Source organism: Variovorax sp. GW822-FHT04A09 (genome assembly GCF_058801005.1).
The window spans coordinates 268080-284039 of record NZ_JBXAMV010000004.1 but is presented as its reverse complement, the minus strand read 5'-3'; the positions used below and the strand labels follow the sequence as shown (position 1 = coordinate 284039).

The window sequence follows — 15960 nt, the reverse complement described above, 5'->3', positions numbered from 1 at the left end:
CATGCAGCGCAGACACCTCGCCACCGCGCTGGCTGCAGCGATGCTGCTGGGCGGTGCGGGCCTGGCCCAGGCCGCCGCGTGGCCTGACAAGCCCGTCAAGCTGGTCGTGCCTTTCCCACCGGGACAGGCCACCGACATCTTTGCCCGCGCGCTCGCCGAACAGCTCGGCAAGCGGCTGGGCCAGCCCGTGATCGTCGACAACAAGGCGGGCGCGGGCAGCAACATCGGCACCGAGTTCGTGGTGCGCGCACCGCCCGACGGCTACACGCTGGTGGTGGCGGGCAGCGCGATGGCGGTGAACCAGACGCTCTACGCCAAGCCGGGCTTCGACCCGCGCAAGGACCTGGTTGGCATCTCGCTCATCGCGAAGGTGCCGCTGGTGTTCCTGGCCACGCCCGAGAGCGGCATCCGCACGCTGGCCGAGCTCACGACGCGCGCCAAGGCCGAGCCCGGCAAGCTGAGCTACGCGAGCGCCGGCATCGGCGGCACGCAGCACCTGTCGGGCGAAATGTACAAATCGGCGGCGCATGTGTTCATCACGCACATTCCGTACCGGGGCAGCGGGCCGGCGCAGGCGGACTTCCTGGGCAACCAGGTGCCGCTGATGGTCGACTCGGTGACGGCCGCGCTGCCGCACATCAAGGCAGGCAAGGCGGTTGCGCTGGCGGTGACGTCGGCCACGCGCTCGTCGCAACTGCCCGAGGTGCCCACCGTGCGCGAGAGCGGCGTGGCCGGCACGAAGAACTTCGAAGCCGTCGGCTGGCTCGGCCTGATGGCGCCGCGCGGCACGCCGCCAGAGATCGTGGCGCGGCTGAACCACGAAGTGACCGACATCCTCAAGAGCGAGCAGATGGCGCGCTTCATCCGCGACCGGGGCTCCGAGCCGGCGCCGACGACCGGCGCCGAGTTCGACCGCTTCGTGGCGAGCGAGATCGGGCTCTGGGGTGCGGCGGTGAAGGCTTCGGGCGCCAAGCCCGAGTAGCCCCTGCTCAATTCTGCGCGACCGGCGGCAGCACGGTCGCTTCCCCGCTGCGGTCGACCTCGGCCAGCAGCCAGTGGCGGAAATGGTCCAGCGTGGCCAGCTGGCCGCGCCCCTCGGGGTAGCAGAACCAGTAGCCCTCGCTGCCCCGGTAGCCGCCGTTGGGCAGCGGCTCTTCCACCAGCCCCGACGTGATCTCGTCCTGCACCAGGCAGCGCGGCACCAGCGCCACGCCCATGCCGGCCATGACGGCGCGGATCATGGTCTGGAACTGGTCGAACTGCAGCCCGGCCAGCGGGTCGAGCCCGCGCACGCCGTGCGCCTCGCTCCAGTGCAGCCACGACTGCGGCACGCTCACGTGGCGCAGCAGGGTGCAACGCGCCACGTCCTGCGGCGTGCGGATGGGGGCCTCGGCCTGCGCGGCGCGCGGGGCGATGAGCGCCACGTCCTGCCCCGCGAGGTAGTGCGAGCGCGCGCCGGGCCAGTGGCCGTCGCCGAACAGGATGGCGCAGTCGAGCTCGGGCCGCTCGAAGTCGTAGCCGTGCACGAAGGGCACGAAATGCAGCGTGATCTGCGGGTGGCGCTGCTGGAAGTCGGGCAGGCGCGGAATCAGCCACTTGGCGCCGAAGGTGGGCAGGGTCGACAAATGCAGTGCGCCGCCGCCGTCGCCGCTGGTGATGAGCTCCAGCGTGGCCGCCTCCAGCTGCGCCAGCAGGGCGCGCACCGCCTTTTCGTAGCGCTCGCCGGCGGGCGTGAGCGCCAGGCGCTTGCGGCTGCGCTCGAACAGCGGCGCGCCGATCCAGCGCTCGAGCTCCTGCACCTGCTTGCTCACCGCGCCCTGCGTGAGGTGCAGCGCCTCGGCCGCGCGCGAGACGCCGCCGAAGCGCACCACGGTGGAGAAGGCGCGCAGCAGGTTCAGGGGCGGGTTGAGGCGTCGCAGCGGCATGGGGGAGCCCATCAAGTCATTCCAGATTGGAATGATATCGGGTATATCCTTTGCTTCAGGTGAGCTGCAGCTTTGCACATTCACTCATCGTTCCATTGGAAGAACCCTCATGCAACGTCGTCATTTCCTCTCCACCCTGGCTGCCGCTTCTTTCGCCCCAGGAATATCCTTTGCCCAAGGCAAGCCGATCCGCCTGGTCGTGCCCTTCCCGCCCGGCGGCGCCACCGACATCACGGCCCGCGTGCTCTCCGAGCCCCTGGCCAAGATCCTCCAGCAGCCCGTGGTGATCGACAACCGCGCCGGCGCGGGCGGCTCGATCGGCATGGCCGAGCTGGCGCGCGCCACGCCCGACGGCCTGAGCTTCGGCGTGGCCACGCTGTCCACGCACGGCGTGAACCCGGCCGTGTACCAGAAGCTGCCCTACGACCCGATCAAGGGCTTCGCCGCCGTGACCGAGCTGGTGAAGGCGCCGGGCGTGATCGTCATCAACCCGGCCGTGCTGCCGGTCGGCAGCTTCGCCGAGCTGGTGAAGTACCTGAAGGCCAACCCGGGCAAGGTGTCGTACGCCTCGCCGGGCAACGGCACCATCGGTCACATGTGGGGCGAGCTGTTCAAGAGCAGCACCGGAACCTCGATGGTGCACATCCCCTACCGCGGTGCGGGCCCGGCCATCAACGACGTGCTCGCGGGCCAGGTGCCGGTGTACTTCGACCAGGTGGCCTCGTCGCTGCCGCACGTGAAGGCCGGCAAGCTGAAGGCGCTGGCCGTGTCCTGGAGCGGCCGCCTCGACGTGCTGCCCGAGGTGCCGACCTACGGCGAACTGGGCTACGCGGCCAGCAACGACCCCTCGTGGTTCGGCATGATCGCGCCCGCCGGCACGCCGCCCGAGCTGGTGCTGCGCATGCAGCAGGCCGTGGCCACGGCACTGAAGGACCCCGCGGTGCGCGAGCGCCTGGCGCTGCAGGGGCTGTATGCCTCGGGCACCACGCCGGCCGAGTTCACGAAGCAGATCGCGAGCGAGATCGAGAAGATGAAGAAGGTGGCCGCCTTCGCGCGCATCCGATTGGACTGACCGACACCGCCTATGCATCCAGTCCTGAAACTGATTCAAACCCGCGCCCAGGTGACGAGCGTCGCCGGGCACACCCCGCTGGTGCTGGACTCTCCGCACAGCGGCACCGTCTACCCCGAGGACTTCCGGCCCGTGTGCGAGCTCGCCACGCTGCGCCGGGCCGAGGACACCCACGTCGAGAAGCTCTACGCCTTCGCGAGCGACATGGGCGCCGCCTGGATCGAGGCGCACTTTCCGCGCAGTTACCTCGACGCCAACCGCGACATGACCGAGGTCGACACCACCATGCTCGACGGCCCGTGGACCGAGCCGGTGTCGACCGACCCGCGCGTGCTGTCCAAGGTGCGCCTGGGCAAGGGCCTGATCTGGAAGCTCACCGACGAGGGCCTGCCGATCTACGACCGGCCGCTCACGGTGGCCGAGGTGCGCCAGCGCATCGACCAGTGCTGGCGCCCGTACCACGCGGCGGTGGCGCAGGCCATCGACGAAGCGCATGCGCGGCACGGCTACAGCATCCACATCAACTGCCACTCGATGCCCGCCATTGCGGGCAGCCACGCCACCGACTTCCCGGGCCTGGCGCACGCGGACTTCGTGATCGGCGACCGCGACGGCAGCACGGCCGACCCGGCGCTGTCGCACAAGTTGTGCGAGCACCTGCGCGCATGCGGCTACAGCGTGGACTACAACCACCCGTACAAGGGCGTGGAGCTGGTGCGCCGCCACGGTGACCCGGCGGCGAACCGGCACAGCATCCAGGTCGAGATCAACCGCAAGCTCTACATGGACGAGGCCACGCTGGCGCTCGACGAAGCCGGCGCCACGCGGCTGCAGGCCGACCTGCGTTCGATGGTCGAGATGCTGCTGGCGACCGACCCGCGCGTGGCAGGCTGAACAACGCAGCCCCTGCAGGGGCTGGTGTCTTTGTTACAGGGCGGCCAGAGCCCCCGGCCTATAGTGGGACGTCCTTAGTTTTCTGGAGTCCTGCCGTGAAGTCGATCCTTGCTGCCCTCGCCGTCCTTGCGACCGGTCTGCTGGTCTCGGGCTGCGCCGGCACCGCGCCGTCGCCGTCTTCTTCCTCCTCCACGTCTTCACCGGGCAGCGGCGTGACGGTGTTCGGCACCATCGACGCCGGCGTCAGCGGCACGACGAACAAGTCGTCGCGCTGAGCCAGAGCCTCAGGCCACCGTCGCCAGGTAGCCCCGCAGCGCATCGCGCAACTGGCGTGACAGCGTCTGCAGGTCGGGCCGCCCGCCCGTGCCGATGTGGGTGTGCGCGACCAGGCCGTAGATGATGGTCTGGCACACGCGCGCCGCTTCCTTCTTCTGCGGGCCGTCGGCCCGCACATCGCCCGCCGCGTCCAGCACGCCGACCCATTCGGCCACGAAGCGGTCGTACATCTTGCGGTAGGCCTCGGGGCTGGAGAGATGGCGCTCCAGCAGGTAGTGCGCGCCCCAGGCCACGGGCTGCGCGCGGTGCGCGTCGAGCTGCGCATCGATCACCGCGTCGACGATCTCGCGCCACGGTCGGCCTTCGTTCGCGACCACGACCGCGCGCATGTCCAGCAGCAGCGCCTTGGAGCGCAGGTGCAGGCACACGCGCGCCAGGTCTTCCTTGTTCTCGAAGTATTCGTAGAAGCTGCCCAGGCCCGTGCCCGCCACGGCCACGATCTCGCGGATCGTGATGGCGGCGTAGCCCTTCTCGACCAAAAGCCGAACAAAGGCTTCCTGCAGCGCCTGCGAGGTGTGGCGCGCGCGGGACTGGCGCGGCTTCCTCCTCGGGGCGGCGGCGGGTGCGCGGGCGCCGGTCATGGCCGCCGAACCCGAACACCTCGCGGGCGGGTTGTTCCTAGAATTTTTGATCCCATCGAAAGGCATTCTGCAATGACCTCGCCCGACCGCGCCCCCGAGACAACGCCCCCCGCCGTCTACACCGGCGAGGGCGATGCGTGGCTGCCCGACGCGCTCTCGCGCGGCCCGTGGGACCCGCGCGCGCAGCACGGCGGCGCGCCCGCCGCGCTGCTCGCGCACATCGCCGAACGCGCGGCGCCCGGCCCCGGCTGGCAGCTGGCGCGGCTCACGCTCGAACTGGTGAAGCCGGTGCCGGTGGCGCCGCTGGCCACGCGCACGCAGTCGCAGGCCTCGCGCGCCACGGTGCGCGTGGGCATCGACCTGCTCGCGGGCGACACCGTGGTGGCCCGCGCGCACGCGCTGCTGCTGAAGACCTCGCCGCTGACCTTGCCGGCGAACCTGCCCACGGGCGACGCACCGCGCGAACTGCTGCCGCGGCCCGAGGACTGCACCGAGCGCCTGCGCATTCCCGGCCTGCCCGACGGCCTCTCGTTCCACCAGACCGCCGTCGAATCGCGCCTGGCGCAGGGCGACATCGCGCGGCCCGGCGCGGGCGCCGCGTGGTTCCGGCTCGCGGTGCCGCTGGTGCATGGCGTGGCCACCTCGCCCGCGATGCGCGCGGCGGCGGCGGCCGACTTCGGCAACGGCCTGAGCTGGGTGCTGTCGCCGGCCGACTTCCTGTTCTCGAACGCCGACCTCAGCCTGAACCTGTTTCGCGTGCCCGAAGGCGAGTGGATCGGCCTGCGCGCCAGCACCGAGATGCACGCCGGCGGCGCGGGCCTCACGGTGTCCCACCTGTACGACACGCGCGGCCTCATCGGCCTCGCGACCCAGACGCTGGTGGTGCGCGAACGCGCCGCCGCCACCTGAACGCGCCCCTCTCTCACCGATTCACGGAGACAACGCCATGACCACCACCGGCATCCACCCCGACAACCAGGTCCCGGAGCTCAAGGACTACAACGTCTACACCAGCGACCCCGCCCTGCGCGGCGCGGTGGGGCGCGGCGGCGCGGCCTGGCGCGACGACGAGCTGGTGCGCCAGGGCGCCGAGTACGGCGCCGAGGCCACGCTGCGCGCCGCCGAGGACGCCAACCGCCACGAACCCGAGCTGCACACCCACTCGCGCACCGGCACGCGCATCGACAGCGTGCAGTTCCATCCCGCGTGGCACACCATGATGTCGATCGCGCGGCGCAACGGCATCGCCAACCTGCCGTTCTTCGACGAGCGGCCCTCGGCCTGGGTGGGCTACGGCGCCTCGCTGTACATGCACAGCCAGATCGAGTCGGGCTCCACCTGCCCGACCACCATGACCAAGGCCTGCATCCCCGTGATGCGCCGCAACGCCGCGCTGTACGCCGACCTGCGCGACAAGCTCGCCGCCCACGTGCACGACCCACGCGACATCCCGCTCGAGGGCAAGACCTCGATGACCGTCGGCATGGGCATGACCGAGAAGCAGGGCGGCAGCGACGTGCGCACCAACACCACGCGCGCCGTGCCGGCCGGCCGGGGCCCGTGGGGCAGCGAGTTCCTCATCACCGGCCACAAGTGGTTCTTCTCGGCGCCGATGTGCGACGGCCACCTGGTGCTGGCCAAGACCGACGAGCACGGCTCCTCGTGCTTCTTCGTGCCGCGCTGGCGGCCCGACGGCAGCAAGAACGCGATCCACATCCAGCGCCTGAAGGACAAGGTCGGCAACCGCTCCAACTCCAGCAGCGAGGTCGAGTTCAAGGAGGCCTGGGGCGTGCTCGTGGGCGACGAGGGCCGCGGCATCCCGACCATCATCGAGATGGCGACCGTGACGCGGCTGGACTGCGCGCTCGCCAGCGCCGGCTTCATGCGCCAGGGCTTCGCGCAGGCGCTGCACTACACGCGCAACCGTTTTGCCTTCGGCAAGGCGCTGGTCGACCAGCCGGTGATGACCGAGCTGCTGGCCGACATGGCGCTGGAAACCGAAAGCGCCACGCTGCTGGCGATGGAACTGGCCGCGCGCTTCGGCTCGCCCGCGCCGCTGGACACGGCCTGGCGCCGCCTGCTCACGCCCGCCGCCAAGTTCTGGAACTGCAAGCGCGCGGTGGCGCTCACCGGCGAGGCGATGGAGGTGTTCGGCGGCAACGGCTACGTGGAAGACGGCCCGATGGGCCGCCTGTTCCGCGAGGCGCCCGTCAACTCGATCTGGGAAGGCTCGGGCAATGTGATGTGTCTCGATGTGCTGCGCGCCGTGTCGCGCAACCCCGACGACGCGCACCTCGTGCTCGACCACCTGCAGGAAGTGACCGCCGGCGAAGCGCGCCTGCAGACCGAGGTGCAGGCCCTGCGCCAGATGGTGCAGCTGGCGCCGCAAGACCTGGAACGCCAGGCGCGCCGCTTCACACAACGGCTGGTGCGCGCGGCGCAGGCCGGCCTGATGCTGCAGCACGCGAGCCCGCTCGCGGCGGCGGCGTTCGTGTCCAGCCGCTTCGATCCCGACTGGGGCCCCGTGACCGGCATCAGCGCCGGCACGAGCGACCCCGCGGCGCTGGTGCGCGCCGCCTGGCACTGAGCACGGAGCCGACACGGATGGATTTCGTTTCCCTGCTCGACCAGCACGCCCGCACCCAGCCTGACCACGAATGCCTGCGCGCCGCAGGCCGCGCCTGGACTTACGCCGACTTCGCCGAGCTCTCGCGCCGCGCCGCCACCGTGCTGCGCGACCAGGGCGTGGGCCCTGGCGACAAGGTCGCGCTGCTGTGCTTCAACACGGTCGGCTTCGTCGCCGCGATGTTCGGCGCCTGGCGCCTCGGCGCGGCCGTGGTGCCGGTCAACCACAAGCTGCAGGCACCGGAGATCGACTACGTGCTGGCCCATGCCGGCGTGCGCCTGTGCGTGGCCGACGGCACGCTCGCCACGCAGGTCGCCGCGCGCATCGCGCACCGCTGCGACTGGCTCGCGACCGACAGTGCCGCCGACGGCCTGCCGATGCTCGACGAGCTGATGGCGCAGGCCATGCCGCTGGGCGACGACGCCCCGACGCCCGGCACCGACACGCTGGCCCAGGTGCTCTACACCTCGGGCACCACGGGCAAGCCCAAGGGCTGCCTGCACAGCCACCGCAACGTGTTCATGGCGGCGGTGTGCACGGCGGCGGGCATGTCGCTGTCGCGCAACGAGCGCACGCTGGTCGCGATGCCGGTGTGGCATTCGTCGCCGCTCAACAACTGGCTGCTGGGCACGCTGCTCATGGGCGGCACCGTCGTGCTGCTGCGCGAGTACGCGCCCAAGGCCTTTCTCGACACGCTGGCCGAGGAGCGCATCACCTTCACCTTCGGCGCGCCCATCGCCTTCCTGGCACCGCTGTCGGTGGTGCCCGACGTGCAGCGCTACGACTTCAGCGCGATGCGCCTGTGGGCCTACGGCGGCGGCCCGCTCGGTGCCGACATGGCGCGCAAGCTGGCCGACAGCTACCGCAGCGACCGCTTCGTGCAGGTCTACGGCATGACCGAATCGGGCCCGCTGGGCACCGTGCTCTACCCGGAAGACGCGATCGCCAAGGCCGGCTCGATCGGCCGCGCGGGCGTGCCCGGCGTGGCCATCGAGGTGCGCCACCCCGACGGCCGGCGCTGCGGCGCGGGCGAGGTCGGCGAGATCCACCTGCGTTCGCCGGCCGTGATGCAGGGCTACCTCGACAACCCGCAGGCGAGCGCCGAGGCCTTCGACGCGCAAGGCTGGTACCGCACGGGCGACCTGGCGCGGGTGGACGAGGACGGCTTTTTATTCATCGTCGACCGGCTGCGCGACATGATCATCACGGGCGGCGAGAACGTCTATTCGAAGGAAGTGGAAGACGCGCTGGGCGCCCACCCCGACGTGCAGGACGTGGCCGTCATCGGCCGCCCGCACCCCGAGTGGGGCGAGACCGTGACGGCGGTGCTGGTGGCGCGCGGCGGGCGCGCGCTCGAGGCGCGCGAGCTGGTGCGTTTTCTCGAGGACCGGCTGGCGCGCTACAAGATCCCGCGCATCTTCGAAGTGCGCGAGAGCCTGCCGCGCACGGCGACGGGCAAGCTGCTCAAGCACCTGTTGCGCGACGCGGCGTGAGCGTTGAGCAGTGCAGTCGTTGATCGACCGGCACAACGACAGCGCTCAGCGGGCGCAGGACACTGGGTGCTTCCCGCAGCGAAATCAAGGAGGAGGCCGAAGGCCGGGGGACATTCGCGGAGGGAAGTACCCGGTGGCCTGTGCACGCGCCCCGAACAGCAACACTCAGCGCCGCAACAGCGCCTGCCGCAGCAACCGCGCCGCGCGGTTGCGAATGCGCCCCTGCATCTCGCGCATGCTGGTGCGCGGCGCCACGCGGGCGGTGGCGCAGGCCCACAGGAAGTCGTGCAGGATCGGCGTGTCGTCCACGGTCTCGGTGCTGCCGTACTTGTGGAACTCGGGGTGCCACTGGGTCGCCGCGATGTAGCCGCGCCCCTTCTCGGGCCGGCGGCGGATCGCCTCGGGCACGCGGTCGGGCAGGCTCCAGGCCTCGATCTCGAAGCCGGGCGCGAGCCCCTTGATGCCCTGGTGGTGGATGCTGTTGACGCGCGCCGTGCGCACCTCGGGGTACAGCTTCGCCAGGCGCGTGCCTTCGACGATCTCGATCTGGTGGAAGTTCTGGTCGTAGGTCACCGGGTCGCGGTGACGCACCGTCTCGGGGTGGCCGTGCTGCTCCTCGATGTCCTGGTAGAGCGTGCCGCCGAAGGCCACGTTGATCAGCTGCAGGCCCCGGCACACGCCGAAGATCGGCTTGCCGGCCTGCTCGAAGGCCTCGACCAGCGCGAGGTCGTACAGGTCGCGGATCTGGTCGCCGATCCAGGCGTCTTTCAGCGGCTCCTCGCCGTAGCTGCCGGGCCAGACGTCGGCGCCGCCGTGCATCACCACGCCGTCGAGCCATTCGGCGTAGTGCGACAGCTTGGTGTCGCCGCGCGCCGTCTCGCCCGTGGGGCAGGGCACCATCACCACCATCGCGCCGGCCGACATGAGCCAGTGGGCGATCGATTGTTCGACGTACTGCAGCGTCTTGTTCGTGAAAAGCGAGCGGGCCGGGTCGGCGTGCGAGAAGCAGGCGGACAAGCCGATCTTGAGCCGGGCGGCGACAGGCTGAGACATGTCGATGGGTTCCCTGTGGACAAAGTTCATTGTGCGCCCATCGAACTTCGGTCGTGTGTCAGCCGAACCCCCGAAGTATGCTGTGCGGCGCATCAGGAGACACGCATGAAGACGATCAAGGGGCCGGGCATTTTCCTGGCCCAGTTCGCGGGCGACACGGCCCCGTTCCACTCGCTCGACGCCATCGCCGGATGGGCCGCGGGCCTCGGCTACAAGGGCGTGCAGATCCCCAGCTGGGACACGCGCCTCATCGACCTGAAGCGCGCCGCTGAAAGCAAGACCTACTGCGACGAGATCAAGGGCACGCTTGCGGGCCACGGTCTGGAGATCACCGAGCTCTCGACCCACCTGCAGGGCCAGCTGGTCGCGGTGCACCCGGCCTACGACGCGGGCTTCGACGGCTTTGCGGCGCCCGAGGTGCGCGGCAACCCCGCGGCGCGCCAGCAGTGGGCGGTGCAGCAGCTGCACCACGCGGCCAAGGCCTCGGCCAACCTCGGGCTCACGGCGCACGCGACCTTCTCGGGCGCGCTGGCCTGGCCGTACCTGTATTCGTGGCCGCCGCGCCCGGCCGGCCTCATCGAGGAAGCCTTCGACGAACTGGCGCGCCGCTGGCGCCCGATCCTCGATGCTTTCGACGCCGTGGGCGTCGATGTCGGCTACGAGATCCACCCCGGCGAAGACCTGCACGACGGCGTGAGCTACGAGATGTTCCTGGAGCGCGTGAACAACCACCCGCGCGCCTGCCTGCTGTACGACCCGAGCCACTTCGTGCTGCAGCAGCTCGATTACCTGGCCTACATCGACCACTACCACGAGCGCATCAAGCTCTTCCACGTGAAGGACGCCGAGTTCAACCCGACCGGCAAGCAGGGCGTGTACGGCGGCTTCCAGAGCTGGATCAATCGTGCGGGCCGTTTCCGCTCGCTGGGCGACGGGCAGGTCGACTTCAAGGCCATCTTCTCGAAGATGGCGCAGTACGACTTCCCGGGCTGGGCGGTGCTCGAATGGGAGTGCTGCATCAAGCACCCGGAAGACGGCGCGCGCGAAGGCGCCACCTTCATCCGCGACCACATCATCCGCGTGGCCGACCGCGCCTTCGACGACTTCGCGGCCGGTGGGGCGGACGTGGCGGCGAACCGGCGGATGCTCGGGATCTAACTCGTCGAACGGATCGCGTCGTCGAGGATCTCGAGGCCGCGGTCGATTTCTTCCGGCTTCACATTCAGCGGCGGCGCGATGCGCCACACCGCGGCCATGCCGCCGACGGCCACGATGTTCATGCTCAGGCCGCGCGCCATGCAGGCGTCGGTGATCGCCCGGCCGCGCTCGGCGTCGGGTTCGCGGGTCTCGCGGTCTTTCACCAGCTCCACGCCCTGCAGCAGGCCGTGGCCGCGCACGTCGCCGATCACCTCGTGCCGCGCCTTCAGCGTGGCCAGGCCCCGGCTCAGGCGCTCGCCCATGGCGGCGGCGCGCTGGTTGAGCCCTTCTTCCTCGAGCACGTCGAGCACCGCCAGCCCGACCTCGGCCGGCAGCGGGTCGGACACGTGCGAGGTGACGTGCACGAAGCCCTTCTCGTGGCAGTCCTGCTCGATCGCCTCGCTGGTGACCGTGGCGCCGATCGCCAGGCCGCCGCCCAGCGTCTTCGAGACGGTGAGGAAGTCGGGCACCACGCCCGCCTGCTCGAACGCGAAGTTGCTGCCCAGGCGGCCGAAGGCGGTCTGCGCTTCGTCCAGGATGAGCAGCATGCCGCGCTCGCGGCACTTGGCCTGCAGCTTCGGGAAGTAGCCGGCGGGCGGCACGATCACGCCGCCCGAGCTCAGCACCGGCTCGGCGATGAAGGCCGCGAGCGAGCCGCTGGACTGCGCATCGACCATGTCGAAGCCGACATCGAGGCAGGTGGTGTCGCAGGCGTCGCGGCAATGGCGGATGGGGCAGCGGTAGCAGTTCGGCGCGGGGATCGACATGGTGCCGGGCTTGCGCGGCCCGTAGTCGACGTGGTGCCGGCCCGCGAAGGTGAGCGCGGCCATGCCACCGTTCACGCCGTGCCAGCCGCCGTTCAGGCCCACGATCTCGTAGCGGCCGGTGGTCACGCGGGCCATGCGCGCGGCGGCCTCGTTGGCCTCGCCGCCGGTGGACAGGAACAGCGACTTCGACAGCGACGGCGGCAGCATCGCCGCCAGCCGCCCGGCCAGCGCCGGCACGGCCGGCCCGACGAAGCCGCTGTACAGGTGCAGCGCGCCTTCGCAGGCCTTCTCGATGGCTGCGACGATGCGCGGGTGGTTGTGGCCGATGGTGGCGCACATCTGGCCCGAGGTGAAGTCGAGGATCTCGCGCCCCTGCGCATCCCACAGCGTGGCGCCGCGCGCCTTGACGATGACATGCGGGCTCAGCCCCATGCCGTAGCGCACGAGGTGCTTGCTGACCACGGGGTCGTAGGTTGCGCCTTCGGCCATCGGATGCTCCTTGTTCGTCGGGGGAGCCCCAGCGTAGCCATCGGCCGCGAAATCCGGTGTCGTTGTGCGGGCCCGAAAACGAAGCCGATTGCGCGCACCTTGCGCCACACTGGCGGCACCATGAAAACCGCCGGCACCCTCGATCGCATCGACCAGTGCATCCTGGCCGAACTGCAGGCCGATGCGGGCCTGCAGAACCAGACGCTGGCCGAGCGCGTGAACCTCTCGCCCTCGGCCTGCCTCAAGCGCGTGCAGCGGCTGCGGCGCGCGGGCGTGATCCGCGAAGAAGTGGCCATCCTCGACGCCGCGCGCGTGGGATTCCCGGTGCTGGTGATCTCGCGCGTGTCACTGCGCAGCACCACGCGCGAGGCGATCGGGGCCTTCGAGCGCAAGGTGCATGCGCTGCCGCAGGTGCTGCAATGCCACTGCGTGGCCGGCGAGACCGACTTCGTGCTCGTGATCTGCGCGCGCTCGCTGCCCGACTACCAGGCCTTCGCGCAGGAGCAGCTGGGCGACGCGCTGGAGCTGGAGAACTACTCGAGCGACATCGTGCTGTCGACCACCAAGTTCACGACCCGGCTGCCGCTGGACAGCGCCTGAGCCCACGCGCTACAGCAGACGCACCAGCCGCCGGATCGCGCCTTCGATCTGCGACTCGGCGATCAACCCGAAGCCGAAGGCCAGGCCGTTGGGCGCGTCGGGCGCCTGCGGATCGAGTGCGAAGCGCGACAGCGGCGGCAAGGTGATGCCGGCCGCCGCGGCGCGCTCGACCACCACATGGTCGCGCGTGCCGCCGTGCAGCCAGGCCGACAGGTGCAGGCCGGCGTCGGACGGAATCGCCTCCAGCCGGCCCGCGCCGTGGCGCGCCAGCGCGTCGAGCAGGGCGCTGCGCCGTGCGCCGTACAGCTTGCGCATGCGGCGGATGTGGCGCGCCAGGTGCCCTTCGGCGATGAAGGCCGCGAGTGCCTCCTGCCCGAGCACCGGGCCGTGCCAGTCGGCCAGCTCGCGCGCCCGCACCAGCGCCGCGCGGGCCCAAGGCGGCGCCACCACGAAGCCCAGGCGCAGCGCGGGGAACAGGCTCTTCGAGAAGGTGCCGACGTAGAACACCGAGCCGGCGCGGTCGAGCGTCTGCAGCGCGTCGAGCGGGCGGCCGGCAAAGCGGAACTCGCTGTCGTAGTCGTCCTCGATGAGCACGGCATTGCGCGCCCGCGCAAAGGCCAGCAGCGCGGCCCGGCGCGGCGGCGACATCGCCACGCCGGTGGGGAACTGGTGCGAGGGCGTGACGCAGACCACGCGCGCCTCGGGCGGGATGCGGTCCACGCACAGGCCTTCGTCGTCGGTCGGCACCGTGACCACCTTCGCGCCGGCCGCCAGCATCGCCTCGCGCAGCGAGGGATAGAACAGCTGCTCGACCGCCACCACCGTGCGCCCCGGCACGACCAGGATGCGCGCCAGCAGCCCGAAGGCCTGCTGCGCGCCGGCCGTGACCACGATGTCGTCGGCGGTGCAGCCGACCGCGCGCGTGAACGACACGTGCGCCGCGATCGCCTCGCGCAGGGCGCCCTGGCCCTGCGGGTCGGCGTAGTCGGCGGTCTGGCGCGCCACGCGGCGCAGTGCGCGGTCGGACAGGCGGCGCCAGATGTCGAACGGAAAGGCGCCGACGTCGGGCAGGCCGACGCGGAAGTCGTCGCGCGCGGCCCGCGGCTGCAGCGTGGGGGCGAGGTCGGCGCCGGGCACGTTCAGCGGCACCAGCCGCGGATCGCGCCGGGGCGCGGCGCCCGCCTCTTTCGGCGCGGCCCGGCCGCGCCGCAACGCGGGCAGCGTGTCGGCCACGTAGGTGCCGGAGCCCGGGCGCGCCAGCAGGTAGCCCTCGCTCAGCAGCAGGTCGTAGGCCGCCAGCATGGTGTTGCGCGACACGCCCAGCCGCTGCGCCAGCGCGCGCGTGGCGGGCAGGCGCGCGCCGGGCTGCAGCCGGCCGTCGAGGATGGCGTCGCGCAACTGGCGGTGCAGCGCGCGCAGCAGGTCGCGCGAACCGGCGGCCGGCAGGCGCAGGGCAAGCTCGAAAAGTGGCTCCATGATCTTTGCCGATTGTGGTTCTTTTGAAGAGCCGCCTGCAATCCTATTCTGAAGGCCTTGGAACACCCACCCATGGAGTCCTTCACCATGCACACCGCTCCTGAAACCTCACCGCAACCGCCCGCCGAACGCCTGCCCCTGGGCCTGGCCTGGCTCGCGCTGGGCGCCTTCGCCATCGGCACCGAAAGCTTCATGGTCGCCGGCCTGCTGCCGGTGCTGGCGGCCGACCTGCAGGTCAGCGCCGCGCGGGCCGGCCAGCTGGTGCTGCTGTTCGCGCTGAGCTATGCGATCGGCTCGCCGCTGATGGCCGCGCTGCTCGCGCGTTTCGGGCGCCGCCCGCTGCTGATCGCCAGCCTGGCGACGTTCGCGGGCCTCACGGCGGCGGCCTCGATGGCGCACGGCATCGCGCAGCTGGCCCTGGCGCGCGTCGCGCTCGGGCTGGTGGCGGGCGTGTTCCTGCCGACGGCCAGCGCGGTGGCGGCGGCGATGGTGTCGCCCGCGCTGCGCGGCCGGGCGCTGGCCATCGTGACCGGCGGCGGCACCGTGGCGGTGGCGCTCGGCGTGCCGCTGGGCGCCTGGATCGCGGGCTGGGGCGGTTGGCGCACGGCCTACCTGCTGATCGCCGCGGTGGCGGCGCTGGCCACCTGGGGCCTGTTCGTGGGGCTGCCGCGCACGCTGGCGCAGGCCCCCACTGACGCGGCCCCGCGCACCTCGGCCTTCGCCGTGGCGCGCGAGCCCGGCGTGGTGCCGGCGCTGCTGGCCACGGTGCTGTGGGCCACGGGCGGCTTCAGCTTCTACACCTACATCGCGCTGTTCCTCGGCCACACGCTGGGCTTCGGGGCCGAGGGCGTGGGCGCGGTGTTCTTCGCGATCGGCGTGGCCGCCGCGCTGGGCACCGCGACCGGCGGCTGGGCCACCGACCGCTTCGGCGCCGACCGCATGGCGCGGGGCTTCGCGCTGGCGCTGGTGGTGATCATGGGCGGGCTCTCGTTCGCCGCGCAGATGCTGCCGCGCGGGCTGGCGCTGCCGCTGATCGTGGGCCTGTCGGCGCTGTGGGGCTTCGCCGGCTGGGGCTTCGGGCCGGCGCAGGCGGTGCGGCTGATCCGGCTGGCGCCCGAGCGCGCACCGATGACGCTGTCGCTCAACGCGTCGGCGGTCTACCTGGGCATCGCGGCGGGCTCGGGGCTGGGCGGCGCGACGATCGCGTGGTTCGGCGTGAGCGCGGTGGGCTGGGTGGGCGCCGCCGCCCAGCTGGCGGGGCTGGTGCTGCTGTGGCGCGCGGCGCGGCGGGCCCGGTCGGCGGCGCCTGCGGCACCGACGGTGCCGGCCTGCGCCTGATCCTGCGGCGGGTTGCTATATTTTCAATAGCTACATTGATAGGATGGATGGCCCTTCGGGGCCTTTTTCATGCAGACGTTGTTTTTAAGACAAGCAACTGTCATGCCCTGCAA

Annotated in this window: 15 protein-coding genes; 10 read left to right on the top strand and 5 right to left on the bottom strand. The window is 71.3% G+C overall.

Annotated elements, in window-relative coordinates:
• Nucleotide 1 precedes the first annotated feature (1 nt).
• Nucleotides 2-982: a tripartite tricarboxylate transporter substrate binding protein gene (locus tag AC1RLW_RS21430; RefSeq protein ID WP_493194968.1), complete on the top strand. Its 981-nt coding sequence runs from the start codon at nucleotides 2-4 to the stop codon at nucleotides 980-982.
• A 7-nt stretch (nucleotides 983-989) separates the two neighbouring features.
• Here AC1RLW_RS21430 and AC1RLW_RS21425 read toward each other — a convergent pair whose 3' ends face one another.
• Nucleotides 990-1925, bottom strand: coding sequence for a LysR substrate-binding domain-containing protein (locus AC1RLW_RS21425; RefSeq protein WP_369645665.1), 936 nt, complete (start codon nucleotides 1923-1925; stop codon nucleotides 990-992).
• Nucleotides 1926-2034: 109 nt separating this feature from the next.
• Here AC1RLW_RS21425 and AC1RLW_RS21420 point away from each other — a divergent pair, with 109 nt between their 5' ends.
• From AC1RLW_RS21420 to AC1RLW_RS21410, 3 genes are all read left to right on the top strand, one after another.
• Nucleotides 2035-2997, top strand: a complete 963-nt coding sequence (locus AC1RLW_RS21420; protein ID WP_492682101.1) for a tripartite tricarboxylate transporter substrate binding protein BugE — start codon at nucleotides 2035-2037, stop codon at nucleotides 2995-2997.
• Nucleotides 2998-3009: 12 nt separating this feature from the next.
• On the top strand, nucleotides 3010-3891 hold the full coding sequence (locus AC1RLW_RS21415) for an N-formylglutamate amidohydrolase (RefSeq protein ID WP_493194967.1): 882 nt from the start codon (nucleotides 3010-3012) through the stop codon (nucleotides 3889-3891).
• Between the two features lie 95 nt (nucleotides 3892-3986).
• Nucleotides 3987-4166 (top strand): hypothetical protein, encoded by a 180-nt coding sequence (locus AC1RLW_RS21410; RefSeq protein ID WP_493194965.1) that lies wholly within the window; start codon nucleotides 3987-3989, stop codon nucleotides 4164-4166.
• A gap of 9 nt (nucleotides 4167-4175) precedes the next feature.
• Here AC1RLW_RS21410 and AC1RLW_RS21405 read toward each other — a convergent pair whose 3' ends face one another.
• Entirely contained in the window at nucleotides 4176-4808 is a 633-nt protein-coding gene (locus AC1RLW_RS21405) for a TetR/AcrR family transcriptional regulator (protein ID WP_493194963.1), read from the bottom strand.
• A 72-nt stretch (nucleotides 4809-4880) separates the two neighbouring features.
• Between AC1RLW_RS21405 and AC1RLW_RS21400 the strand changes: the two genes are divergently transcribed.
• Genes AC1RLW_RS21400 through AC1RLW_RS21390 form a run of 3 tightly spaced genes read left to right on the top strand, consistent with a single transcriptional unit; the run spans nucleotide 4881 to nucleotide 8927 of the window.
• Nucleotides 4881-5717, top strand: coding sequence for a thioesterase family protein (locus tag AC1RLW_RS21400; protein ID WP_493194961.1), 837 nt, complete (start codon nucleotides 4881-4883; stop codon nucleotides 5715-5717).
• A 37-nt stretch (nucleotides 5718-5754) separates the two neighbouring features.
• Nucleotides 5755-7395, top strand: a complete 1641-nt coding sequence (locus tag AC1RLW_RS21395; RefSeq protein ID WP_493194959.1) for an acyl-CoA dehydrogenase family protein — start codon at nucleotides 5755-5757, stop codon at nucleotides 7393-7395.
• A gap of 17 nt (nucleotides 7396-7412) precedes the next feature.
• Nucleotides 7413-8927: a class I adenylate-forming enzyme family protein gene (locus AC1RLW_RS21390; RefSeq protein ID WP_493194958.1), complete on the top strand. Its 1515-nt coding sequence runs from the start codon at nucleotides 7413-7415 to the stop codon at nucleotides 8925-8927.
• A 165-nt stretch (nucleotides 8928-9092) separates the two neighbouring features.
• Here AC1RLW_RS21390 and AC1RLW_RS21385 read toward each other — a convergent pair whose 3' ends face one another.
• Complete coding sequence (locus AC1RLW_RS21385) at nucleotides 9093-9980, bottom strand: gamma-glutamyl-gamma-aminobutyrate hydrolase family protein (RefSeq protein ID WP_062480404.1); 888 nt, start codon at nucleotides 9978-9980, stop codon at nucleotides 9093-9095.
• 105 nt (nucleotides 9981-10085) lie between these two features.
• Between AC1RLW_RS21385 and AC1RLW_RS21380 the strand changes: the two genes are divergently transcribed.
• Nucleotides 10086-11138 (top strand): sugar phosphate isomerase/epimerase family protein, encoded by a 1053-nt coding sequence (locus AC1RLW_RS21380; protein ID WP_493194957.1) that lies wholly within the window; start codon nucleotides 10086-10088, stop codon nucleotides 11136-11138.
• On the opposite strand, the gene AC1RLW_RS21375 is transcribed toward AC1RLW_RS21380, so the two are convergent.
• Nucleotides 11135-12433, bottom strand: coding sequence for an aspartate aminotransferase family protein (locus tag AC1RLW_RS21375; RefSeq protein ID WP_492745255.1), 1299 nt, complete (start codon nucleotides 12431-12433; stop codon nucleotides 11135-11137). The genes AC1RLW_RS21380 and AC1RLW_RS21375 overlap by 4 nt on opposite strands.
• A 120-nt stretch (nucleotides 12434-12553) precedes the next feature.
• Between AC1RLW_RS21375 and AC1RLW_RS21370 the strand changes: the two genes are divergently transcribed.
• A complete protein-coding gene (locus AC1RLW_RS21370; protein ID WP_493194955.1) occupies nucleotides 12554-13033 on the top strand; it encodes an Lrp/AsnC family transcriptional regulator in 480 nt (159 codons plus the stop codon).
• 9 nt (nucleotides 13034-13042) lie between these two features.
• On the opposite strand, the gene pdxR is transcribed toward AC1RLW_RS21370, so the two are convergent.
• Entirely contained in the window at nucleotides 13043-14509 is a 1467-nt protein-coding gene (gene pdxR, locus AC1RLW_RS21365; RefSeq protein ID WP_493194954.1) for a MocR-like pyridoxine biosynthesis transcription factor PdxR, read from the bottom strand.
• An 87-nt stretch (nucleotides 14510-14596) separates the two neighbouring features.
• On the opposite strand from pdxR, the gene AC1RLW_RS21360 reads away from it, so the two are divergent.
• Nucleotides 14597-15847, top strand: a complete 1251-nt coding sequence (locus AC1RLW_RS21360) for an MFS transporter (protein WP_493194952.1) — start codon at nucleotides 14597-14599, stop codon at nucleotides 15845-15847.
• The last annotated feature ends 113 nt before the right edge of the window (nucleotides 15848-15960 follow it).